Annotated in this window: 23 protein-coding genes and 1 pseudogene; 18 read left to right on the top strand and 6 right to left on the bottom strand. The window is 64.5% G+C overall.

Annotated elements, in window-relative coordinates:
- Positions 1-310: 310 nt before the first annotated feature.
- The 3 genes from ACFWY5_RS29980 to ACFWY5_RS29970 form a co-directional block, all read right to left on the bottom strand.
- Positions 311-802, bottom strand: coding sequence for a DUF402 domain-containing protein (locus ACFWY5_RS29980; protein ID WP_379618240.1), 492 nt, complete (start codon positions 800-802; stop codon positions 311-313).
- Between the two features lie 11 nt (positions 803-813).
- Positions 814-1,455 (bottom strand): response regulator, encoded by a 642-nt coding sequence (locus ACFWY5_RS29975; protein WP_379635878.1) that lies wholly within the window; start codon positions 1,453-1,455, stop codon positions 814-816.
- Positions 1,456-1,652: 197 nt separating this feature from the next.
- Entirely contained in the window at positions 1,653-2,774 is a 1,122-nt protein-coding gene (locus ACFWY5_RS29970; protein WP_379635876.1) for a sensor histidine kinase, read from the bottom strand.
- A gap of 134 nt (positions 2,775-2,908) precedes the next feature.
- On the opposite strand from ACFWY5_RS29970, the pseudogene ACFWY5_RS29965 reads away from it, so the two are divergent.
- The 3 genes and pseudogenes from ACFWY5_RS29965 to ACFWY5_RS29955 form a co-directional block, all read left to right on the top strand.
- Positions 2,909-3,550 (top strand): annotated as a pseudogene (locus tag ACFWY5_RS29965) (ABC transporter ATP-binding protein); the annotation flags it as partial.
- Between the two features lie 74 nt (positions 3,551-3,624).
- A complete protein-coding gene (locus ACFWY5_RS29960; protein ID WP_379635874.1) occupies positions 3,625-4,389 on the top strand; it encodes an ABC transporter permease in 765 nt (254 codons plus the stop codon).
- An 84-nt stretch (positions 4,390-4,473) separates the two neighbouring features.
- A complete protein-coding gene (locus ACFWY5_RS29955; RefSeq protein ID WP_379635872.1) occupies positions 4,474-5,232 on the top strand; it encodes an ABC transporter permease in 759 nt (252 codons plus the stop codon).
- 115 nt (positions 5,233-5,347) lie between these two features.
- Here the strand turns inward: ACFWY5_RS29955 and ACFWY5_RS29950 are convergent, their stop codons facing one another.
- Both ACFWY5_RS29950 and dapA read right to left on the bottom strand, forming a co-directional pair.
- Positions 5,348-7,033 (bottom strand): ribonuclease J, encoded by a 1,686-nt coding sequence (locus tag ACFWY5_RS29950; RefSeq protein WP_379618230.1) that lies wholly within the window; start codon positions 7,031-7,033, stop codon positions 5,348-5,350.
- A gap of 54 nt (positions 7,034-7,087) precedes the next feature.
- Positions 7,088-8,005: a 4-hydroxy-tetrahydrodipicolinate synthase gene (gene dapA, locus ACFWY5_RS29945; protein ID WP_379635870.1), complete on the bottom strand. Its 918-nt coding sequence runs from the start codon at positions 8,003-8,005 to the stop codon at positions 7,088-7,090.
- A gap of 1,100 nt (positions 8,006-9,105) precedes the next feature.
- Between dapA and ACFWY5_RS29940 the strand changes: the two genes are divergently transcribed.
- From ACFWY5_RS29940 to ACFWY5_RS29930, 3 genes are all read left to right on the top strand, one after another.
- On the top strand, positions 9,106-10,662 hold the full coding sequence (locus ACFWY5_RS29940; protein WP_379635868.1) for a recombinase family protein: 1,557 nt from the start codon (positions 9,106-9,108) through the stop codon (positions 10,660-10,662).
- 196 nt (positions 10,663-10,858) lie between these two features.
- On the top strand, positions 10,859-11,008 hold the full coding sequence (locus ACFWY5_RS29935; protein ID WP_379635866.1) for a hypothetical protein: 150 nt from the start codon (positions 10,859-10,861) through the stop codon (positions 11,006-11,008).
- A 625-nt stretch (positions 11,009-11,633) separates the two neighbouring features.
- The gene (locus ACFWY5_RS29930) at positions 11,634-11,957 is read left to right on the top strand and encodes an HNH endonuclease (RefSeq protein WP_379635864.1); all 324 of its coding nucleotides are present in this window, start codon (positions 11,634-11,636) and stop codon (positions 11,955-11,957) included.
- A 9-nt stretch (positions 11,958-11,966) separates the two neighbouring features.
- Here the strand turns inward: ACFWY5_RS29930 and ACFWY5_RS29925 are convergent, their stop codons facing one another.
- The gene (locus ACFWY5_RS29925) at positions 11,967-12,095 is read right to left on the bottom strand and encodes a hypothetical protein (protein ID WP_379635862.1); all 129 of its coding nucleotides are present in this window, start codon (positions 12,093-12,095) and stop codon (positions 11,967-11,969) included.
- A 264-nt stretch (positions 12,096-12,359) separates the two neighbouring features.
- On the opposite strand from ACFWY5_RS29925, the gene ACFWY5_RS29920 reads away from it, so the two are divergent.
- The 12 genes from ACFWY5_RS29920 (at position 12,360) to ACFWY5_RS29865 (ending at position 20,530) form a co-directional block, all read left to right on the top strand.
- Positions 12,360-12,584, top strand: coding sequence for a hypothetical protein (locus tag ACFWY5_RS29920; RefSeq protein ID WP_379635860.1), 225 nt, complete (start codon positions 12,360-12,362; stop codon positions 12,582-12,584).
- A gap of 22 nt (positions 12,585-12,606) precedes the next feature.
- Positions 12,607-14,157 (top strand): terminase TerL endonuclease subunit, encoded by a 1,551-nt coding sequence (locus tag ACFWY5_RS29915; RefSeq protein WP_379635858.1) that lies wholly within the window; start codon positions 12,607-12,609, stop codon positions 14,155-14,157.
- 80 nt (positions 14,158-14,237) lie between these two features.
- Positions 14,238-15,710, top strand: coding sequence for a phage portal protein (locus ACFWY5_RS29910; RefSeq protein WP_379635856.1), 1,473 nt, complete (start codon positions 14,238-14,240; stop codon positions 15,708-15,710).
- A 72-nt stretch (positions 15,711-15,782) separates the two neighbouring features.
- On the top strand, positions 15,783-16,355 hold the full coding sequence (locus tag ACFWY5_RS29905) for a hypothetical protein (protein ID WP_379635854.1): 573 nt from the start codon (positions 15,783-15,785) through the stop codon (positions 16,353-16,355).
- An 18-nt stretch (positions 16,356-16,373) separates the two neighbouring features.
- Positions 16,374-17,375 (top strand): hypothetical protein, encoded by a 1,002-nt coding sequence (locus ACFWY5_RS29900; RefSeq protein WP_379635852.1) that lies wholly within the window; start codon positions 16,374-16,376, stop codon positions 17,373-17,375.
- A gap of 26 nt (positions 17,376-17,401) precedes the next feature.
- Positions 17,402-17,986, top strand: a complete 585-nt coding sequence (locus ACFWY5_RS29895; protein WP_379635850.1) for a hypothetical protein — start codon at positions 17,402-17,404, stop codon at positions 17,984-17,986.
- 23 nt (positions 17,987-18,009) lie between these two features.
- Entirely contained in the window at positions 18,010-18,375 is a 366-nt protein-coding gene (locus ACFWY5_RS29890) for a hypothetical protein (protein ID WP_379635848.1), read from the top strand.
- Positions 18,368-18,697: a hypothetical protein gene (locus ACFWY5_RS29885; protein WP_379635846.1), complete on the top strand. Its 330-nt coding sequence runs from the start codon at positions 18,368-18,370 to the stop codon at positions 18,695-18,697. The genes ACFWY5_RS29890 and ACFWY5_RS29885 overlap by 8 nt, the downstream gene beginning before the upstream one ends.
- A gap of 117 nt (positions 18,698-18,814) precedes the next feature.
- Positions 18,815-19,141: a hypothetical protein gene (locus ACFWY5_RS29880; RefSeq protein ID WP_379635844.1), complete on the top strand. Its 327-nt coding sequence runs from the start codon at positions 18,815-18,817 to the stop codon at positions 19,139-19,141.
- 73 nt (positions 19,142-19,214) lie between these two features.
- Positions 19,215-19,796 (top strand): hypothetical protein, encoded by a 582-nt coding sequence (locus ACFWY5_RS29875; RefSeq protein WP_379635842.1) that lies wholly within the window; start codon positions 19,215-19,217, stop codon positions 19,794-19,796.
- Between the two features lie 45 nt (positions 19,797-19,841).
- Positions 19,842-20,117 (top strand): hypothetical protein, encoded by a 276-nt coding sequence (locus tag ACFWY5_RS29870; RefSeq protein ID WP_379635840.1) that lies wholly within the window; start codon positions 19,842-19,844, stop codon positions 20,115-20,117.
- Between the two features lie 74 nt (positions 20,118-20,191).
- Positions 20,192-20,530, top strand: coding sequence for a hypothetical protein (locus ACFWY5_RS29865; RefSeq protein ID WP_379635838.1), 339 nt, complete (start codon positions 20,192-20,194; stop codon positions 20,528-20,530).

Raw genomic sequence — 20,530 nt, 5'->3', positions numbered from 1 at the left:
CAGCCAGGACCACCGACCGTGACCGGTGAAACCCGATCAGCCGGTCACCCCGCGCGGAGCAGCTCAGGCCCCAGCCAAGCGAGCGACCGACACCGAACAGGCGGTGCCCAGCACCCAAACACAGGTGACCCGGTCAGCGCACCGACCTCGCACAGGTGACCCGCAGTCGCCAACGCGCAGAGCTCAGGCGCCCAGCTCTGCCAAGCGGACCGAACCCACGCAGGTACCTGACGATAGCCAATCCACGCAGCCTCGGCCCCGCAGGCACACGACCAGCACTCCAGCCCCGAATCCCTGCAGGTGGCCAACCTCAGCCCGTGACCTGGCTCATCCATCGCTCATGCGCCCCACCGAACGGCCCCTCGCCCTCGGTGACCGCCTTGAGTACCCACCGGGCCGACTCCTCAGCCGCCGCGATCACTTCAGCCGGATACCCGAACCGCACCTGATGCTCGGCGAACTCATCCTCATCATCCAGATAGATAACCCCGGTCCGCTTCTTCACCACGTCGAGATCCAGATCCACCATGGTCACGATGCCGTCCCGCCATTCAGGCACCGTCGTGACATCCACATAGATGGCGGTCCGGTGCGGTTCGGCGTTGAACAGCGCCACCCACCACTGATCCCGCGGAAACAACATCACGAACGGCTCTTCCCACACCACCGGCGGCTCGTGTCCCTTCGCCCCGACGGTTCCGGCCCCGGCGCCCACCCAAACGCCGTGGGCGTCTTCCCCGAGCCGTCGGGCCGCATGGTGCCAATGGAGCGAACCATCAAATTTCCGGAATTCCACCCTCATGTCACGTGACGCTATCGTGCCGCTCCGACGAGGCCGCTCTCGTATGCGGCGATGACGAGTTGTGCCCGGTCACGAGCGTCCAGCTTGGTGAGCAGGCGACCGATGTGTGTCTTGATCGTGGCCAGGCTGAGGTGCAGGTACCCGGCGATCTCATGGTTGGAGAGGCCTCGCGCGATCAGCGTCAGCACTTCCCGTTCCCGTTCGGTGAGCCCGTCGAGCCCTTGGAACGCGGGCGCGGCAGGCGTCCTGGCGAACTCCTCGATCAACCGCCGCGTGATGGTCGGCGCGAGCAGCGCCTCTCCCGCCGCCACCACGCGGATCGCCGACAACAGTGCGGCCGGAGGCGTGTCCTTGAGCAGGAACCCACTGGCCCCGGCCCGCAAAGCCGCATACACATACGCATCAAGGTCGAACATCGTCACGATCAGCACCCTGGCTCCGCCCCCGAGCCGCCGGGTGGCCTCAATACCATCCATTTCCGGCATCCGCACATCCATGAGGACGACATCCGCCTGCACCACCGCGGCCAGCGTCACCGCCTCGAGCCCCGTGGCCGCCTCGCCGACGACCTCCAGGTCGGGCTCGGAGTCCACGAGCAGCCGGAAGCTCCCTCTGAGCAACGCCTGATCGTCGGCCACCAGCACCCGGATCACGGACTCTCCCTGCTCACCGGCCCCGCTCGCAGAACTCCCCACCCCGGCAGCCCGTCCCCCTTCGGCAACCTCACGCACTGAGCGACTCGTCTCCTCCCCGGACCCTCCAGCCAACTCTTCGGACGACTCCCCCATGCCCACGCCCGACCTGTGCTCCATGGGATTCCGTGCGGCCGACCGCGCCCTGACCGCCCCGCTCATGGAATCTCCCCATACGGCAGGGCCGCCCGCACGCGAAAGCCCTTCGCTCCCGGCCCGGCCTCGAAGGCTCCGCCGTACATCATGACCCGCTCCCTCATTCCGACCAGCCCGTGCCCCGCACCCGTCGCCGGCAGCACACGCCAGCCGGGGCCGTCGTCCGTGACCTCGATGCGCACCTCCCGCCCGTCGGCGGCCACCGACACGCGGGAGCGAGCGGGGGCCGCGTGTTTGACCACGTTGGTGAGCGCTTCCTGGACGATTCTGTAGGCCGACAGACTCACTCCTTCCGGCACTTCACTGACATCACCGACATCGAGCTCGACCTCGACGCCGCCGAGCCGGGCCCGTTCGGCGAGTTCGGGCAGGCCGTCCAGACCGGGTGCCGGGCCGAGGTCGGGTTCCTCGGCGGAGCGCAGCACCCCAAGCACGTGGCGCATCTCGACCATCGCGTTTCTGCTGGCCGTCTCGATCACGCCCAGCGCTTCGCGCGCGTCTTCAGGGCGGGTGGAGAACACGTGTCTGGCCACGCCCGCCTTGACCGCGATCAGCCCCACGCTGTGGGCGACGACATCGTGCAGTTCTCGGGCGATGCGCAGCCGTTCCGCTGTGACGGCTTGTTCCGCTTTGCGCGCCGCGTCTCGCGCGGCGAACGCACGGCGCTCGCGGATGGCCAATCCAAAGGTGAACGTGGTGCAGACCGCGGCGAGGCTCGACGCGGTCTCGCCCATGACCCAGGTGACGCCGCCCGGTACGCCGGCGATGAGCAGTGTGACCAGGACCAGGACGCTGAAGATCGCGATGGAGTTGATCGGCAGTCTTCGTGAGGAGGCGGAGGCGACCAGATAGGCGGCGTAGGCGGGCGAGACGTACGCCAGGCTCGGGAAGCCTGTCATGATGGCGAACACGACCGTCGGCGTCACCACCGCGAACACCGCGAGCGGCCACACCCGGCGCACCGCCAGCGGCACGGCGAGCGCGAGGGGCAGCGCGAGCCGGATCCAGCCGGGTGCGTCGGCGTCCGCGGTGTCGGCCAGGTAATACAGCACGCACACCCATGCGAACGCGCAGTCGAGCGCGATGAGCTGGGCGCGGCTGAGCCGCCTGGCGAACAGGTCCACGCGAAGAAAGGTATCCGGAGGTCAGGCCGGGCGCGTCATCCCACGGTCTGACTCTGCGAGCCCCGAATGACACCGTGGTCTGACGGATCCCAGTCCGATGTGCGAACGGCCCGCCGTACCGCACCCTTGATCGCGTGATCGAACTCAGGCAACTGACCAAACGATACGGAGACACGCTCGCCGTCGACGAGCTGAGCTTCCGCGTCGAGCCGGGGCACGTGACCGGCTTCCTCGGCCCGAACGGCGCGGGGAAGTCGACGAGCATGCGGCTGGTGCTCGGCCTCGACGCGCCCACCTCTGGCCAGGCGCTGGTGAACGGCGGCCGCTACGCCGACCTGCGCCGCCCGCTCCACGAGGTGGGTGCGCTGCTCGACGCCGGCGCCGTGCATCCGGGCCGGAGCGCCTACAACCACCTGATGTGCCTGGCACTCAGCAATGACATAGGTGCGCGCAGGGTCGCGCAGGTCCTGGAGCTGGTGGGCCTGAGCGGCGTGGCGCGCAGGAAGGCGGGCGGGTTCTCGCTCGGCATGAAACAACGGCTCGGCATCGCGGCGGCGCTGCTGGGCGATCCGGGGGTGCTGATGTTCGACGAGCCGGTCAACGGCCTCGACCCCGACGGCGTGCGCTGGATCCGCGGCCTCATGCGCGGGCTGGCCGAGGAGGGCAGGACCGTCCTGTTGTCCAGCCACCTGATGAGCGAGATGGCGCTGACCGCCGACCGCATCGTCATCGTCGGCCGCGGCCGGCTCGTGGCGGACGCGACCGTGGCCGACCTCACCGCCGGATACCCCTCTCTCGAGGAGGCGTACATGGCGCTGACCGCCTCCAGCGTCGAGTACGGAGCCGCGCGATGAGGGCGGTCCTCGCGTCGGAGTGGCTGAAGCTGCGCTCGGTCGGCTCCACCGGCTACGCGGTCGGCGCGGCCGCGCTCACGATCGTGCTCGGAATCGTCTGGACCCTCTATGTCGCGAGCCTGGCCGACGCACGCGGCTCGATCAGGGCCGCGGCTCCAGAAGCGGGATTCCTGCCACTGGTACAGGTCAGCCTGGCCGTCCTGGGCGTGCTGGCGATCACCTCGGAGCAGGCGAGCGGCATGCTCAGAACCAGCCTGGCCGCCGTGCCGCGGCGTGGACGCCTGCTGTTCGCCAAGGCCGCGGTGGTCGGCGGCGTGACGCTCGCGGCGGGCACCGCCGTCCTGATCGCCACCTACACCATCAGCCGTCTCATCGCCGGCGACCGTGCCCTCGGCTTCAACGACATCGGCCTGCTCGACGGCCTGCCCACCGTGCTGGTCTCCGCCCTGTCGGCCGCGGTGCTGGCGCTGGTCGGCCTGGGGCTGGGCGCCGCCACCCGCTCGACGGCCGCAGGCATCGTCTCGGTCGTCTCGCTGCTGTTCGTGCTCCCCGGCATCGCCACCCACCTGCCCGCTCCGTGGAACACGCGCTTCGCCTCGATCATGCTTCCCAACCTGGTGCCGCAGATCGCCGGCGACCGCCTGTCCCGCCGCCTCGGTGACGGCGTCCTGCCGCCGTGGGCTGCGCTGCTCGTCCTCATCGCGTACGGCGGCGCCGCGCTGCTGGCCGGATACCTCCTGTTGAGGAGGCGCGATGCGTGAGCCGGTACCACCTGGCGAGCGGGCAGGACCCGTGAGCCGGAGATCCCGCCCGGAGCACGCGTGCCCAGGAGAAAGGAGATGTGGATGAGTGTGCTGGCCGCCGAATGGCTCAAGGTCAGATCGGTCCGCTCCAGCCATCTGATCGTCGGCATCGGGCTGGGTTCCGTCCTGCTCGCCGCAGGGCTGGCCTGGATGGCGATCGGCATGTATGACGACGCGTCGCCGTCCATGCGGGGCAGCGCCCGTATCGCGGAACTGGAGGAGGTGGTGGTGATCGTTCCGCAGTTGTGCCTGGGCATCCTGGGCGTGCTGTCGTGGACGTCGGACCGCGTGCTCCAGACCAGCCTGACCATCGTGCCGCGCCGCTGGCCCGTCCTGGTGTCCAAGGCTGCTGTGGCCGGCGGGCTCGGGCTCGTGGTGGGCGCGGTCACGGTCTTCGGGACGTTCTTCCTGTCCCGCGGAATGCTTGACGGACGCTACCCGGTGAGCGGCTTCGCCGAGTCCTGGCCGATTCTGGTGCCGACCGGCTTCTCCGTGGCGGTCTTCGCTCTGCTCGGGGTCGGGCTGGGCGTGATCATGAGGTCTGCGGCCGGAGCGGTGGCCGTCCTCGTCGGACTTGTCTACGTTCTTCCGATGATCAGCGGCAATCTGCCCGAGCCGTGGAGCGAGCGGCTGGGTTCGGTGATGATCGGGGCGCTGCCCAGGGAGATCGCCGGCGCCTCACTGGCCTCGTCGGTCTACGGAGAGCTGCTTTCCCCGGTCGCCGCCGCGCTCGTCCTGGCGGCCTATGCCCTGCTACCTCTGCTCGCGGGTGCCTGGTTGTTAAGGCGTCGCGACGCCTGACCGGCGTCGGAACACCCGCACGACCTGACCACCGTCAAACTCGAAGCAGAAGGACACAGGCATGGCCCGAGGAGCCGGGCAGGGGTACGGCGTCGCCGTACCCCTGGAGAAGGTGCTAGACCTCCACCACGACCGGGATGATCATCGGACGGCGACGGTAGGTGTCGCTCACCCAGCGACCCACCGTGCGGCGCACCACGCGGCGGATCTCCTGCATGTCGACGACCCCGTCGGCCGCCTTGGCCTCGAGGGCCCGTTCGATCTGCGGGATGAACTCGTCGAACTGCCTCGGGTCGATCCCGGAGCCCCTGGCGTATATCTCCGGGCCGGCGGTCAGTTTGCCGGTCTGGGAGTCGACGACCACGACCACCGAGATGAAGCCCTCGTCGCCGAGGATCCTGCGGTCCTTGAGCGAGGTGTCGGTGATCTCGCCGACGGACGAGCCGTCCACGTAGACGTAGCCGGCGTGGACGGCACCAACGATCTTCGCCCGGCCGTCGATGAGGTCGACGACGACGCCGTCCTCGGCGATCACGATGTGATCGTCGGGAACGCCGGTGAGCGAGGCCAGCCTGGCGTGGGCACGCAGGTGGCGCCATTCACCGTGGACCGGCATGAAGTTGGAGGGCCTGGTCAGGTTGAGCACGTACAGCAGTTCGCCCGCGGCGGCGTGTCCCGAAACGTGCACCTTGGCGTTGCCCTTGTGCACGACGCGAGCGCCCCAGCGGGTCAGGCCGTTGATGACCTTGTTGACCGCTGTCTCGTTGCCCGGCACCAGCGAGCTGGCCAGCAGCACCGTGTCGCCCTCCGCGATGCGGATGGGGTGGTCACGGTTGGCCATGCGCGACAGTGCCGCCATCGGCTCGCCCTGGGAGCCGGTGCAGATGAGGACGACGTCCTCCGGCGGCCATTCCTCGATGTCGCGGGAGTCGACGATCAGCTCCGGCGGCACCTGCAGATATCCGAGGTCACGGGCGATGCCCATGTTGCGCACCATGGAACGGCCGACGAGCGCGACCTTGCGGCCGTACTTGGCGGCCGAGTCCATGACCTGCTGCACGCGGTGGACGTGGGAGGCGAAGCTCGCCACGATGACACGCTTGTCCGAGGTACGGATGACCTCGTCCACGACCGGGCCGATCTCGCGTTCGCTGGTGACGAACCCGGGCACTTCGGCGTTGGTCGAGTCGGACATCAGCAGGTCAACGCCCTCGGAGCCGAGCCTGGCCATGGCGCCCAAGTCGGTCAGCCGGCCATCGCTGGGCAGCTGGTCCATCTTGAAGTCGCCGGTGTGCAGCACCAGCCCGGCGGGCGTGCGGATGGCGACCGCGAGCGCGTCCGGGATCGAGTGGTTGACGGCGAGAAACTCGCAGTCGAACGGCCCGAAGCGGTCGCGCTGCCCCTCCACGACCTCGATCTTGGCGGGCTGGATGCGATGCTCGGTGAGCTTGGCCTCGATGAAGGCAAGCGTCAGCTTGGACCCGACGAGCGGAATGTCGCGCCGCTCGCGCAGGAGATACGGCACGGCGCCGATGTGGTCCTCGTGGCCGTGCGTCAGGATGAGCGCCTCGACATCGTCGAGCCGGTCCCTGATGTATTCGAAGTCGGGCAGGATCAGATCGACGCCCGGCTGGTCGGGCTCGGGGAACAGAACCCCGCAGTCGACGATCAGCAGCCGGCCGTCGTATTCGAAGACGGCCATGTTGCGGCCGATCTCACCGAGACCGCCCAGCGCGACGATGCGCAGGCCCCCGTCGGCCAGCGGCGGCGGGTCCGGGAGTTCCGGATGCGGATGGCTCATGGTCTACCCGCCTGGAGACGTAGTGTTCGCAAAACTTCCTTGTCCTCCCCGTTCCTATGTATCTGTCAACTTCACCCCGCCGGCCACCAGGCAGGCCCGCAGCTCGGCGATCTGCTTGTCGTCCGCTTCCACGAGCGGCAGCCGTACCGGGCCCACGGGCATTCCGACCAGGCCGAGAGCGGCCTTGGCCATGATCGCCCCGCCGGCGCGCAGCATGATGCCGTCAACCACCGGAATCAACTGGCGGTGGATGGCGCGCGCTTGCTCGGCATGGTTGTTCCGGAACAGCTGGATCATCTTGGCCAGCTCCGCGCCGACCACGTGCCCGACCACGCTCACGAACCCGGCCGCGCCCACCGACAGCCACGGCAGGTTGAGCAGGTCATCCCCCGAGTAGAAGGCCAGGTCGGTGGCGAGCATCACCTGACCGGCGGCGAACATGTCGCCCTTGGCGTCCTTCACCGCGACGATGCGCTCGTGCTGCGCCAGCCGGATCAGTGTCTCGGTGGCGATCGGAACCCCGCTGCGGCCCGGGATGTCGTAAAGCATCACGGGCAGCTGGCTCGAGTCCGCCACCTGCGAGAAGTGTCGGTAGAGCCCCTCTTGCGGAGGCTTGTTGTAGTACGGCGTGACGACGAGCAACCCGTGGGCGCCCGCCCGCTCGGCCGCCTTGGCCAGCTCGACGCTGTGGTGGGTGTCATTGGTGCCCGCTCCGGCAAGAACGGTCGCCCGATCACCCACAGTTTCCAGCACCGCCTCCAGGATGCGAGTTTTCTCCTCATCCGAGGTGGTGGGGCTCTCGCCGGTCGTCCCACTGACGATCAGTCCGTCATTGCGCTGCTCATCGACCAGGTAGGTCGCGAGCCGCCGCACAGCGGCATAGTCGACGGCGCCGTCCCGAGTGAACGGCGTGACCATCGCGGTCAGCATGTGACCGAAGGGGGCGTCGGTGGTTCCATTGGGCGAAGCCATAGTGCGAACGCTACCTGGATTCCCCAAACGCCACCGACAGCGCCACCCCGATAGTGGCCTCTGCTGGGGTTTGAGGTCTATCCGTTACGCCAGCGTGTGCTCTCCCTGACGTCCCTCATCTACCCAACTGCACCCATATATTACGGCAGAGCCAAGTGAACACCTCCCGCCGACGCGGGCGCGCCCCGATCATCCGCACGCTTCTCACGTCGGACGTGGTAACCCGCCGTAACGACGCCCCTGACCCAGCCAAGTGGTTCACCGCAATCCAGAGGCACATCCTTGTCCATATCTCTTCGAGCAAGACAGCCGCACCCGGCAATCCCTGGCCTGGCCGGTCTGGCCTGAGCTGGTTCGGCTGGGTCCGGTTTCAGCCTCGCCCGACTGGATATTGGCCGAGGCTTGGCCTGAGTGTCACTGCTAGATGGCCGGCCTGGCATGCCACTTGAGGGCGCGTCCTTGCTACGCGGCCCGCGTGGCTCGGACTGCTAGCCGCGAGGCTGCCCGTTGGCGGCCGCCGTCTGGCTGGCGTTCTTGCCGACGCCGCGACCCCCTGGGCGCTGGCGAGGTTGACGCCTCGAGCGAGAGCAGTACCTCCACACCTCACAGCCCACAGCCCACAGCCCACAGCCCACAGCCCACAGCCCACAGCCCACAGCCCACAGCCCACAGCCCACAGCGACAGATTGTCCGTAGCCCACAGCTCATGGTGTAGAGCCCGAGCCCATCCCCAGGTGGGCACCACCGCCCACGACCAGGAACAGGTTCTGATATGGCTATCGCTTCGTTCACGCGGCTTGGCCGAATCCGCAGGTCATGGCGTGATGCCGTCTACCTGCTGGTGCAAGCGGCCCTGGACCGGTTCCGGTGCCTGGTCAGGGGTTGCGGTTGGTGGTGGATGTTTGTGGCCAGGGTGGGGGTGGTTACCGGGGGCCCGTATCGCCACATGGAGGGTTTCGGCAGCGCGTCCGGTCGTGTCCTGGAAATGGAAGAGGCCGCCGATATGTGCTCGGGGGTACACGTTCAGGACACACAACCATCCAAACCACCCATGACATGCACATACGGTGCATCACGGTACAGCGGTCTGGAAGGTTGGCATGGCAGGTCTCAAGCTAGTCGGGGTCATCCGTCAGTCCCGAACCCAAGGTGACGACATCAGTGACAAGATCCAGATGTCCGTCATCGAGGACGAGGCGAAGCGCAACGGTGACGAGATCATCGGGTGGGCAATCGACCTCAACACATCAGCCAGCGTCTCCCCGTGGAAGCGCAAAGAGCTTGGCCCTTGGCTCCGGGGCGAGAAGGGGCCGTACGACGGACTCATGGCCTACAAGCTCGACCGCTTCATCCGGTCCATGCTCGACTTCGCCAAGGCCACCAAGCAGTTTCAGGACGAGGGAAGGGTCCTGATCGCGGTCCAGGACCGCATTGACCTCTCAACCCCCATCGGCAGAGCCCTGGCCTCGATCCTGGCGATTCTGGCTGAGCTTGAGCTAGAGAACATTAAGACCCGGAACCGGGACATGAAGCGCCGCCTTATGTCCAGCGCGCGTTGGGCTGGTGGACCGCCGCCCTACGGATATCGCATCGTCCGCAAGAACGGCGAATCCCACCTTGAAGTGGATGACGCTCTCGTTCCGACGATTCTCATGATGGTGCGGCTCGTAACGGATGGTCGGTCCTTTGATTTTGTGGCCAGGCTTCTGGAAGAACAGGGCGAACCCACGCCCAAGGACCATCACCGCGACCGCGATGGCGCGGACTGGCCAGAGAAGAAATCGAGCTGGCACCCCGTGACCGTAGGCAAGATCCTGACCAACCGCGTGCTCATCGGCGAGCGTGAGAGCAAGGGGCAGATCTTCCGCGACGAGATGGGGTTCCCCGTCAAGCTGTACCCAGCCATCCTGACCGAGCAGGAATGGAAGGACCTCCAGGCGGCCATTCACTCCGTTCCTCGGCGCGGACGGAAGGCGGACAAGAGGCACGATCGGGCGGAGCTGAATGGCGTCGGCTTCTGCCCGCGTTGCCACCTCGCCTTCCATATCTCGGGTGGCACCGTGCATAAGACTGGGCGGAAGGCCGGAAAGCAAGACCCGTACTACTACCGCTGCGCCTCGTACCGGCTCCCCAAGGACCAGTGGTGCAACAACCGCGTTCGGGCAGACCTCCTGGAGGCGACGCTTGAGGACGCCCTGCTGAGCCTCTACGGCGATGACCCCCGCCTCCAGCAAGACACGACCTCAGCCGATCATTCCCAAGAGCTGGACCGGGTGATGGAGGCTATTCGGAGCCTTCGACGCGAGAAGGACGAAGGACTGATCTTCGAGGACGAAGAGGAGGAGTACTTCGAGCGCCTGCATCGACTGACCGCCCGACGCAAGGAACTCCTGGCCATGGTCGAGGCGAGCAAGCAGGGGCCGACGTTCCGCAAGACCGGCCAGACGGTCAGGGAGTACTGGGGGACGCTGGATCGCCTGGCCCGCAACGAGTTCTACCGGGAGATGGGGGTCAAGATCTTCTTCGATCGCGGAGAGACGTTCCCGGATGGCAGCCGAAGCGAAGGCTTCCCCCGGCCCCACATCGAATGGGGCGAACTTGAGAGGCTTCACGAAATCATCCACGGTGGCAAGCTCGAAACCCTGAACACCCTCTAGCCGTGTACACGGCCTAGCTGGGCAAACAGGCACATTTCGATTGACAAGGGCAAGGGCAGGACGTAGCGTCCTGCCCTCTCTGTTGCGAGATGGGCAGGCATGGGCGACCAGATCATTTGGGCCTGGCGGGGCATCCAAAGCCGGCGAAGTACTGTGGACGATGAGAGTAGAGAAGAGCAGGTCAATGGAGCAGCAGATGATGACCTTCAGTTGCGACCAGATGACGGGCCAGGAGTACATGAGGCGGGTCCAGGAGGCGAAGCTAGCCGGAGGAGACCCGACGATCTACATCCCCAACATCGTCTACGCGATGGTCACGGAGGGCTACCCGATCACGTTCGAGTAGCAGGCGGGGCCTGAGTGCTCGTACCACCCAGGTCCCTGCCTCAGGGCAGCCATGCAGACCCCGGCCAAGGGCCGGGGTTCTGCGTTGCGCAGGGATGACCCCCAGGCGGCCATGAGAGGCACGCTCGTCGGCGTTTTGGCACTTCCTCAACTCATGCAGCGGACACGCCGCCCCAAGGCCCCAAGGGGCCTTCAGGGAGGTGATCAAACCGTTATCAATCAAGATGGTGTCCTCCAGGACACTCCTCCCTCTATTGGTTTAAGCCGAAGGGGGTAAGGGGGTTGGCTCTGAAGCCAACCCCTATTACCTAATAACTAATAGAACCACCTAGTTCTATTAATAAGCGGCCGACAGGCCGCTAATAACTAGTCATTCGCTAGTTCCACCAAGACTTGATCCCCGTGCCGTCCTACTCCCGGCACGGTGGTCATGGGGTACCCGAGACCACCAAACCCCCTGGCCCGCTACGGCGGGCAACCACCTCTAGAGGTCTTGGGTACTCCGCCAACATCAAGGGCGATCCAGCTAGGCCGACAGCTCACGGTCGGCAAGTTCTGGGCTGGACAGCAGTGAGCGGGTTGGGTGCATCACTGCAACATCCCCGAAGGGATGATGAGAGAACACATTGCCACGAGCTAAAGCCATCTGTTCAACGTCCACTTGCCGGAAAGTAGTCGTATCCGAGGGTAAATGTCAGGACCACAAGCGTCCCGCTTGGCAGAACACCTCAGCCCATAACAAGCATCGTCCGCGAGACTGGAAGCGCCGTAGAGCCTTCGTCCTCGCCCGCGATCGGCGTGAGTGCTACATCTGCCACCAGCCGAAAGCCACCGAGGTTGACCACGTGATCCCGGTGAGTCGCGGTGGCTCCCACGACTACAACAACCTTCGGGCCGTCTGCCCGCTCTGCCACCGCTTGAAGACGCTCTCCGAGCGTCGCGCCCCATGACCCTTCACGCTACGTCGTCTCCGTGGTGAGACGGACAACGAGCCAGGTCAGACGATCACTGAGCCAGTCAGCCCGGTTCCGGATCAGCTCCAGCTCGTCGGCAATGTCGTTGAGTTCAAGAAGGTGTTCGCTGTGCATGCGAGGACAGTCGCATGCATCCCAACTACGAAGTCAAATCCTTGACGGGAGGCATAGATGGCTGGTAGGGGACCGGCGCCGAAGACGAATGCTGTGCGGCGCAATACACAGCCGTCTGTGCCCATCTCGGGCGAGGCTCCCGACGAGGCGCCCAAGCTGCATAAGCGTGCTCGGTACTCCGCGGCGACCCAACGTTGGTGGGATACCTGGGCTTCTAGCCCGCAGGCCGAGGCATTTCTTGCTTCCGACTGGGAGCGGCTACAGATGCTCGCTCCCCTCGTTGAGGCGTACTGGGAAGAGCCCAAACCTTCGATCCTCGCTGAGATCCGGCTGAACGAGGAGCGCCTTGGAGCAACGATCCGAGACCGCCAGGCGCTCCGGATGAACATCACGAACGAGCCCGGCCCCAAGGCCGGCGAAGTACCCACCCTGCCTGACGAGAACGTGGTCGACATGGAGCTGTTCCGGGAGCTGAACGAGGCGGGCTAACTGAATTCTGGGAGGTGGTTCCTTGCAGACCGGGAACCTTCCCGATCTAGCTGTACCTCCTCAGCGATCACTCGGGTACTCGATCCTGCGCTGGGCGCAGGACTACATCCTTCAACCGGATGGTGAGAACGCCGGTGAGCCCTGGCAGTTCACGACCGAGCAGAAGAAGTTCGTCATTGCGCTCTATGCCATCGACGAACACGGCAAATGGCTCTACTCCACGGCGGCCCTTCGTCGCTCGAAAGGATGGGGCAAGACACCGCTTCTGGCGGCCCTGAGCATCATCGAATTCATCGGCCCCTGCCGATTCAGCCACTTCGACGCCAACGGCTTCCCCGTGGGCAAGCCGGTGGCACTCCCCCTTGTGCAGCTCGCCGCTACGTCGCTCGACCAGACCGCGAACACGCGGGACATGATCCGCGGAATGCTCGCCGAGTCTCCTGCGGAGGAGACGTACGGCATCGAGATCGGCAAGAACATCATCCAGTTTCGGGATGGGCGACCTGGCCGAATTGAGCCGGTCACCTCGTCGTCCCGAGGGCTGGAAGGTGCTCGTCCGACCTTCGTTCTTTGCGACGAGACCCACCACTGGATCTCCAGCAACCAGGGCATTTACGTCTGGGAAGTCCTTGACCGTAACGTCCGCAAAACCTCCGGCGCTGGTAGCCGCTTGGTCGAGACGACCAACGCCTACAACCCCACCGAAGAGAGCATCGCTCAGCGGACGCACGAGGCCGTTCTAGCCGGTGCCGAAGGCATCCTCTACGACTGCATTGAGGCTCCCGCTGGCTCCGTGGATCTGAAGGACGCCGAGAGCATCCGAGCAGGTCTGAAGGTCGCCTACAACGACTCATATTGGGTGGACCTGGATGGCCTGGTGAAGGCCATCCAGGACCCTCGAACAACCGAGGCCAACGCCTTCCGCTTCTACCTGAACAACATCAGGGAAACGGCTGACACGTGGATTGAGCGCCACGTATGGGATGAGTGCTTCCACGAGGACGACCCGATCAGGCCAGGCGACCAGATCGCCCTTGGCTTCGATGGTTCGGTCAGGCATGACTCGACAGCTCTAATCGGTGTACGGCTGCGCGACGGCAAGTTGTTCGTGGCTGGGCTGTGGGAGTCGGACGGCTCCCAGGGCTGGGAAGTCGATGTGCTGGACGTGGATGTCCGCGTGGCCGAGATGTTCAAGCGGTATCGCGTCGAGTGGATGTACTGCGACCCGTATTTCTGGCAAACCACGGTCGGCCAATGGGCCGTTGAGCATGGCGACAATTACGTCTTTGAGTTCGCCACCAACCGCGACAAGCCCATGAGCGAGGCGGTTGAGCGCTTCCACACCGACGTTTACGGCCAGGCCCTCAAGCACGGCGGGGACAAGGACCTCACTCGTCATGTGATGAATGCCCGCACTCGGGAAACCCGCGTGGGCTACGTACTTCAGAAGGAATCTCCCAGGTCCAAGCGCAAGATTGACGCCGCTGTCGCGTCCGTCCTGGCCTGGGAAGCCAGAGCCGATGCCATCGCTGATGGCCGACTCAGGCGGCGCAAGAAGATCCTCGGCCTATAGGGGATCTCCATACAACTAAATAACAACTGAATACATAATCGAATAATAACTGAATAATAATTGAATAGCGGTGGTGTCTCTTGCCCACTCCGGGGATTACGTCCGCCCCGGTCACGCCCATTGAATGGATTACGTGGCTGGAAGGCCGACTCACGGCCCGCGCGTCCCAGGTACGGAAGTACCGCACGTATTACGACGCCGAGGAGACAACACTTGGCTTCGCTCAGACGAAGTTCAAGGAAGAATTCGGATATTTGTTCCGGGAGTGGCGGGACAATTTCTGTTCGATCGTCGTTGACTCGCTCTCCGAGCGACTGACGGTGCAGGGCTTTCGGCTTGGCGACGACCCTGAGGCCGACTCCGATGCCCATGAGATCTGGCAGCGGAACTTCCTTGATGCCGACTCGAACGCGGCTCATATCGAGGCTCTGACCGCTGGTGAAAGCTACCTGGCCGTCTGGGGCCACGAGGACACGGCCAAGCCCATCATCACGCCGGAGACGGCTGATGAGGTGGTGGTCCAGTACGCCCCCGGTTCCCGTCGCAAGCTGGATGCCGCGCTCAAGCGCTACTGGGATGACTGGGGTACCGAGCACGTCACGTTGTGGACGCCGAAGCTCGTGTACACGGCCCAGCGTGGCAGTACGTATGACTCGTGGACCGAGCCGCGGCCGGCAAAGAATCCCCTCGGCGTGGTTCCGATCGTTCCCCTCGTCAACCGGCAGCGCCTTGGCCGCAAGAAGCCCTTCTCTGAAATCGCCCCCATCGTCCCGCTTCAGGACGCCGTCTCGAAGATCGCGGCTGACGCGATCGTGGCCTCGGAGTTCGGAGCCTACCCGCAAAGAATTTTGAGCGGCATCGAGATTCCGGAGGACGAGGACGGCAACCCGGTCGCGCCGATCAAGGCCGCGATTGACCGGATGCTGCTGTTTGAGGATGAGAACGTCAAGTGGGGTCAGTTCGCCGCCGCTGAACTTCAGAATTACGTCCACCTGATCAACCTGTTCGTCCAGCACATCAGCACCATCAGCCGTACTCCCCCGCACTACCTCTTGGTCAACGGCGGCCAGGCCCCCAGCGGCGAGAGCATCCAGTCCGCGGAGGCAGGTCTTGTGGCCAAGGCCCGCGAGAGGATGCTCCACTTCGGGGAGAGCTGGGAGACCGCGATGCGGTTGGCCTTCCTGGTCAAGGGCGACAAGGCCAAGGCGGAAGCCTGGCAGGCCGAGACCATTTGGGCTGACCCCGAGTTCCGCAGCGAGGCGCAGCGCGCCGACGCCATGGTGAAGCGGGCTCAGGGCTTGGGCGTTCCTCAGCGTCAGCTCTGGGAGGACGCGGGCTATACGCCTCAGCAGATCGCCCGATTTGAGGACATGCAGGACGAGGAGTTCAAGCGAAAGCTTGACCAGCAGAAGCAGATGACCGATGCCATGCCTCAGCCTGCGATGCCGGGTGCCCCCGGCGCCGCTGGAAAGCCTGCCCCCAAGGGCCAGGCCGCAGCCATGAAGAAGCCGCAGGGCAACTCTGGCAACAACGCACGGAAGATCGCTGCCTGACATAGGCGCCGTTTTGTGAAGCCCCACGGAATAGGTGGGGCTTTTCTATTTCACCCGACATGGGAGTTAACGATGGATGAGCTGAACAACGACCCGGCTGCCGAAACGGCAGAGGTTGAGACGACTGAGACGACGGACGTAGCCGACAAGGCGACTCCTGACGCCGAGGTCGAGAAGTGGAAGGCGCTCTCACGCAAGTGGGAGGACCGCGCCAAGAACAGCGCGAAGGAACTGGACGAGATCAAGCGTGCTTCGCTGACGGACGCGGAGCGGGCTCTTGAGGATGCCAAGGCTGCCGCTAAGGCCGAGGCCCTTGCCGAGTTCGGCGGGAAGCTCGCCGAGGCCGAGCTGCGTACCCAGGCCGCCAGGGCTGGCGTGGAGCTGCCTGACTCGATCTCCCGGTTTGTGAACGTCTCCGCCCTGCTCGACGACTCTGGCCAGCCGAACGCGGCTGCCATCTCCGAGTTCGTCTCGACGCTTGCCCCGGTCACCCCGGCGTTCCCCAACGTCGGTGTTGGACCTCAGAACAACGGCGGTGGTGGCGTTCCGCAGCTCACCTATGACGACATTCGCCGGATGAGCCCCTACGAGATCGACAAGGCCCGTGTCGAGGGCCGTCTCAACGCTCTTCTTGGCCTCCAATAATTCTCATCAGGAGTACCTATGCCTTTTGCCGTTACTAACGGTGTTCATGTTCAGACCGGTCAGGGCTTCATGCCCGCAGCGCTCAAGACCTTCATTCCCGAGGTCTGGGCGGCCAAGTTCCTCGTTGACCTGGAGGCGACCGCGATCCTGTCGTCTCCCCTCATCGTGAACCGTGACTACGAGGGTGAGTTCCAGGGTGCTGGCGAGACCGTTCGTATCCCTCACACCCTCGACACGGTGACCATCCAGGAAGGCGAGTTCAAGGCGTACGACCGCATCGGGGCGCCGGACAAGGCCGACCTGGACTCCGTCACCATGCGAATCGACCAGTCGCGTGTCTGGCACTTCGAGGTCGACCCGCTTCACCAGAAGCGGACCCAGGACGGCATCAACCTGACCGCCAATCTGATCAAGGACGCCGCGTCCAAGCTGGCCTGGTCCATCGACAAGCACGTTGCCGCGACCCTCGTCTCTGCCATCAAGGGCAAGGACAAGAACAACGCCGACGCTGCCCACTGGGGTCAGATCAAGCAGTTCGCTCCCCCGACTGACGGCGACACCCTGTACAACACGCTCGTTGACATGCGGACCCAGCTCGACATCGACAACGTTCCTGAGGCTGGCCGGTTCATCCTGACCGGCCCGAAGGAGTACGCCTACCTGCTGAAGTCGGACAAGTTCATCGACGCTGCCCAGTACGGGGCCGGCGCGGTGAAGGTCACCGGCGAGGTTGGCCGCATCCTCGGTATGCCGGTGGTCATCTCCAACACCGTTGGATCGCACCTGGACACCGCCACCCCGGCCAAGCGGGGCGTCAAGCCGACCCCGGCTCACGGCAAGGGCATTCACGTGCTCGTCGGTCACCAGATGGCGACCACCTTCGCGGGCGAACTGGCCGAGGTGAAGCCCTACGAGCCGGAGGCAGCGTTCACGCACGCCGTGAAGGGTCGGTACTACTTCGGCTGCAAGGTCCTTCGCCCTGAGGCGATCGTCACCGCGGGCAATGTCGTTCTTACCTAACCCATTGTGGCACTTAATTAACTGAGTTGGAGGTCAGGTATCTCCTGACCTCCTTCGCGAGGAGGAGGTGGCATATCGCATCGCTCGTTCCAATCGAGCGGTTCACTGCGGCCACGGGAGCCACGCTGGAGCCTGCCGAGCTGGCCAAGGCACAGGTTCTCCTGGAGGACATCTCCGCCCTGGTGGTGTCCTTCACGGGTCGGGACTTCCAGTGGCACGCCGATGCCGAGATCACCGTCTGGGAGCCGAACTTCTGGTCGGTCCCGCTGCCCTGGTCGGTCCGGCCTGTGCACGCGGTCAAGAAGGTGACCTGCAACAGCGAGCCCGTCACCGCCTACAAGTACGAGGCCGGCGAAGTACGCGCGACCGAGTACCCGTGGCTGGGGCCTGTGACGGTAACCCTCGATTACGGGTACCAGGCCGTACCGGCTGACGTTCAGGCCGTGGTCCTGGTCGAGACGCTTGCCCGGTTCAACAGCGAGCCCGGCATCGCTCAGGAACAGATCGGCGACATCCTCACCGGCTTCCGCTCCAGCATCCCCACCCTCAGCCGAGACGCCCGACGCGCCTTGCGCCGCTACCGGCAGTCTGTTGGGGTGATCCGCCTGTGAGGCGCCCGCGGATTCGTCGGGGTATGGAGCTGATCGAGTTCGGATACCCGAAGTTCCTTGGCTATGTCTACGACCCGGTCACGGAGACCGAAGTCCCGACCTGGGATGAGACGGATATTGACCCGCTCGTTTCCTACCGGCTGCCCGTCAAGCCGGTTTCCACTCGCGATTGGGAGTCCTACGCGACCCTCTCTGTGGTCAGCGCCTACTTTCCCCCGGACGCCCACTTCGCTTTCCCCCCAAACCCGATTGATCCCACCAAGAAGATCTCCATTCGCATGCGCGGGCGGATCGGCTGGACCATCGAGGGCGACCCTGAAATCTGGAAGCTCGGGAACAGCCCCCACATCAAGGTCAACCTGAAAATCCTGGGGCCGAACAATGGCTAACGAACTTCGCGTAGAGGCTGACTGGGGCAAGGTCAATGAGCTGGTTGCCCAGAGCGATTCCTACTTCCAGGAAACTGAGCGTGTTGTTGAGTCCATCGCTGACCTGACTCGACGATGGGCCAGCCAGTACAGCGATTCGGGAGAGTACGCCGAGTCATTCACTGCGGTCATGTCACTGAATCGACTCCTCCAGCCCGTTGGCTACGTCTACGCAGACAAACACGAGATGGTCAACGAGTTCGGATGGACGGACGTTAAGGGTGTCCACCACCAGGGCCGTTTCGTCTTCCAGCGCGCCCTGAGGGCGCACCGAATCAAGTAAGGAGGATGGGATTCCCTGAAGGTTGATCCAATCTCCCTGACCGTCGTATGGCTGGCTGCGCAGCTCAAGAATCCTGCCACAGCAAAGCCTGTCGTCGTCGCACAGGATCGCACCACATTGGTTGCGGACATCGCCAAGGGGCCGTATGTCACCGTCGAGCTTGAAGGGCTTGAAAGGCGCGTAGAGCGCCGCCAGGACTCCGCCCACATGGTGTTCAACATCCTGGCGAACAACCGGGTAGACGCCCTTGGCTATGCGCTCTATGTGCGGGAGATCATTCTGGAGAAGTTCCCGCAGACTTCTCACATGATCAATGCTAAGCCCGACAATATCGCGTTCGTTCTGGACGTGACAGAGAACATCGGCCTCTCCGACCTGACCGAGATGGAAACCAACTACATCCGCTTCATGTTCTCGGCACACATCTACATCACGCAGAACTAACTAACGCTTCCTAGCCGCCCGCACGGCATGCGCCGATGCGGGTTCTTTTATGCCCAAAATCTAAGGAGTTTCTTTGGCGGCTAACACGCCTAGCACCATTCGGTTCGCCCCGAAGGGTCGCATTTTTGTTGCGCCTGTCGGTTCCAAGGCCCCGGAGGATGTGGCCACTCCTCTCGATGCCGCGTGGAAGGAGCTGGGCTACATCAGCCCGGACGGCGCGGAGCTGACCCCCTCCGTCGATTCGCAGCCCGTTGAGGTCTGGCAGTCGGCGACCCCCGTGAAGTACGTCGTCAACAGCGCAGCGTGCCAGCTCAAGTTCACCCTGCTCCAGTTCGACGCCGACGCCACGGCTCTGTACTTCGGTACCACGTGGGTGAAGGCGAAGAAGGAGGACGGCACCGAGGTTCCCAACGTCTTCACGCTGGACCTGGCCTCCACTCCGGAGCTGGCGGAGAAGGCCCTTGTCGTCGAGTGGGGCGACGCCAATTCCGTCTCTCGTCTCGTCATTGAGCGCGGCATGGTTTCCGAGCGCGAGGGCCTGAAGCTGACGCGTACTTCCGCCCAGTCCCTTGGCGTCACCTTCGACGCTCTCGATTCGGATGGCCGGCTCGGCTACATCCTGACCAACGCCAGCGGTATTTCCGCCGCCGCCTAATCGGCGTTGTTCGTCTCATCTAAGTTCGTTTGAAAGGGGAATTCCATGTCCAACTCTCTTGAGGCCCAGAAGGCCGAGGCCAACGGCGACGAGATCATCGTTCCGTTTGGTGACCACGTGTACACGGTGCCGGGGCCGCTGGATTGGCCGTTTGAAACTCTGGACCTGCTTGGTGATGGCAAGGTTTCCAAGGCCGTTGCCGGACTGCTGGGTGATGAGCAGCTTGAGACCTTCCGAAGCACTAAGCCGACCGTGCGCGATGCGGTCGCGCTGATGGAGTCCATCGCGGCGGCTTCGGGTTCGGGTGAGCTGGGAAACTAATCCTGCTCGCCCGAGTTCTCAGGGAAAACCCCGACGAACTTGAGGCGGATCTACTCCGATTCTTCGGCGTTGACGTGGTGGATCTATGGCGGCGGAAACTCTCCTTCCGCCGCCTCACCATCTTGGTCATTCGCCTTCTGAACATGCCGGGTGAATCGTCGCTGGCCGAAGCCCAGTTCGGCGAACGAGCCCGATGGGGATACCGGGAACATCTGCTCGCGGACGTGATTGATCAGCTCAAGGTTTCCAACTGGCTGACAGTCCAGGTGAACAAGGCCGAGGGGTTTGAAAACCCCTATCCCGACCCCCATCCCCGCCCTGGTGAAACACGAGCGAGCATCCCAAGCAATGAACAGGACTTCGCATCTCCTGAGGAGGTGGCAACCCTGTTCGCCCGTCTCGCAACAGGGTAG

The organism is Nonomuraea sp. NPDC059007, assembly GCF_042740555.1.
Taxonomy (GTDB): Bacteria; Actinomycetota; Actinomycetes; order Streptosporangiales; family Streptosporangiaceae; genus Nonomuraea.
This window is presented reverse-complemented; position numbering and strand designations above follow the sequence as displayed.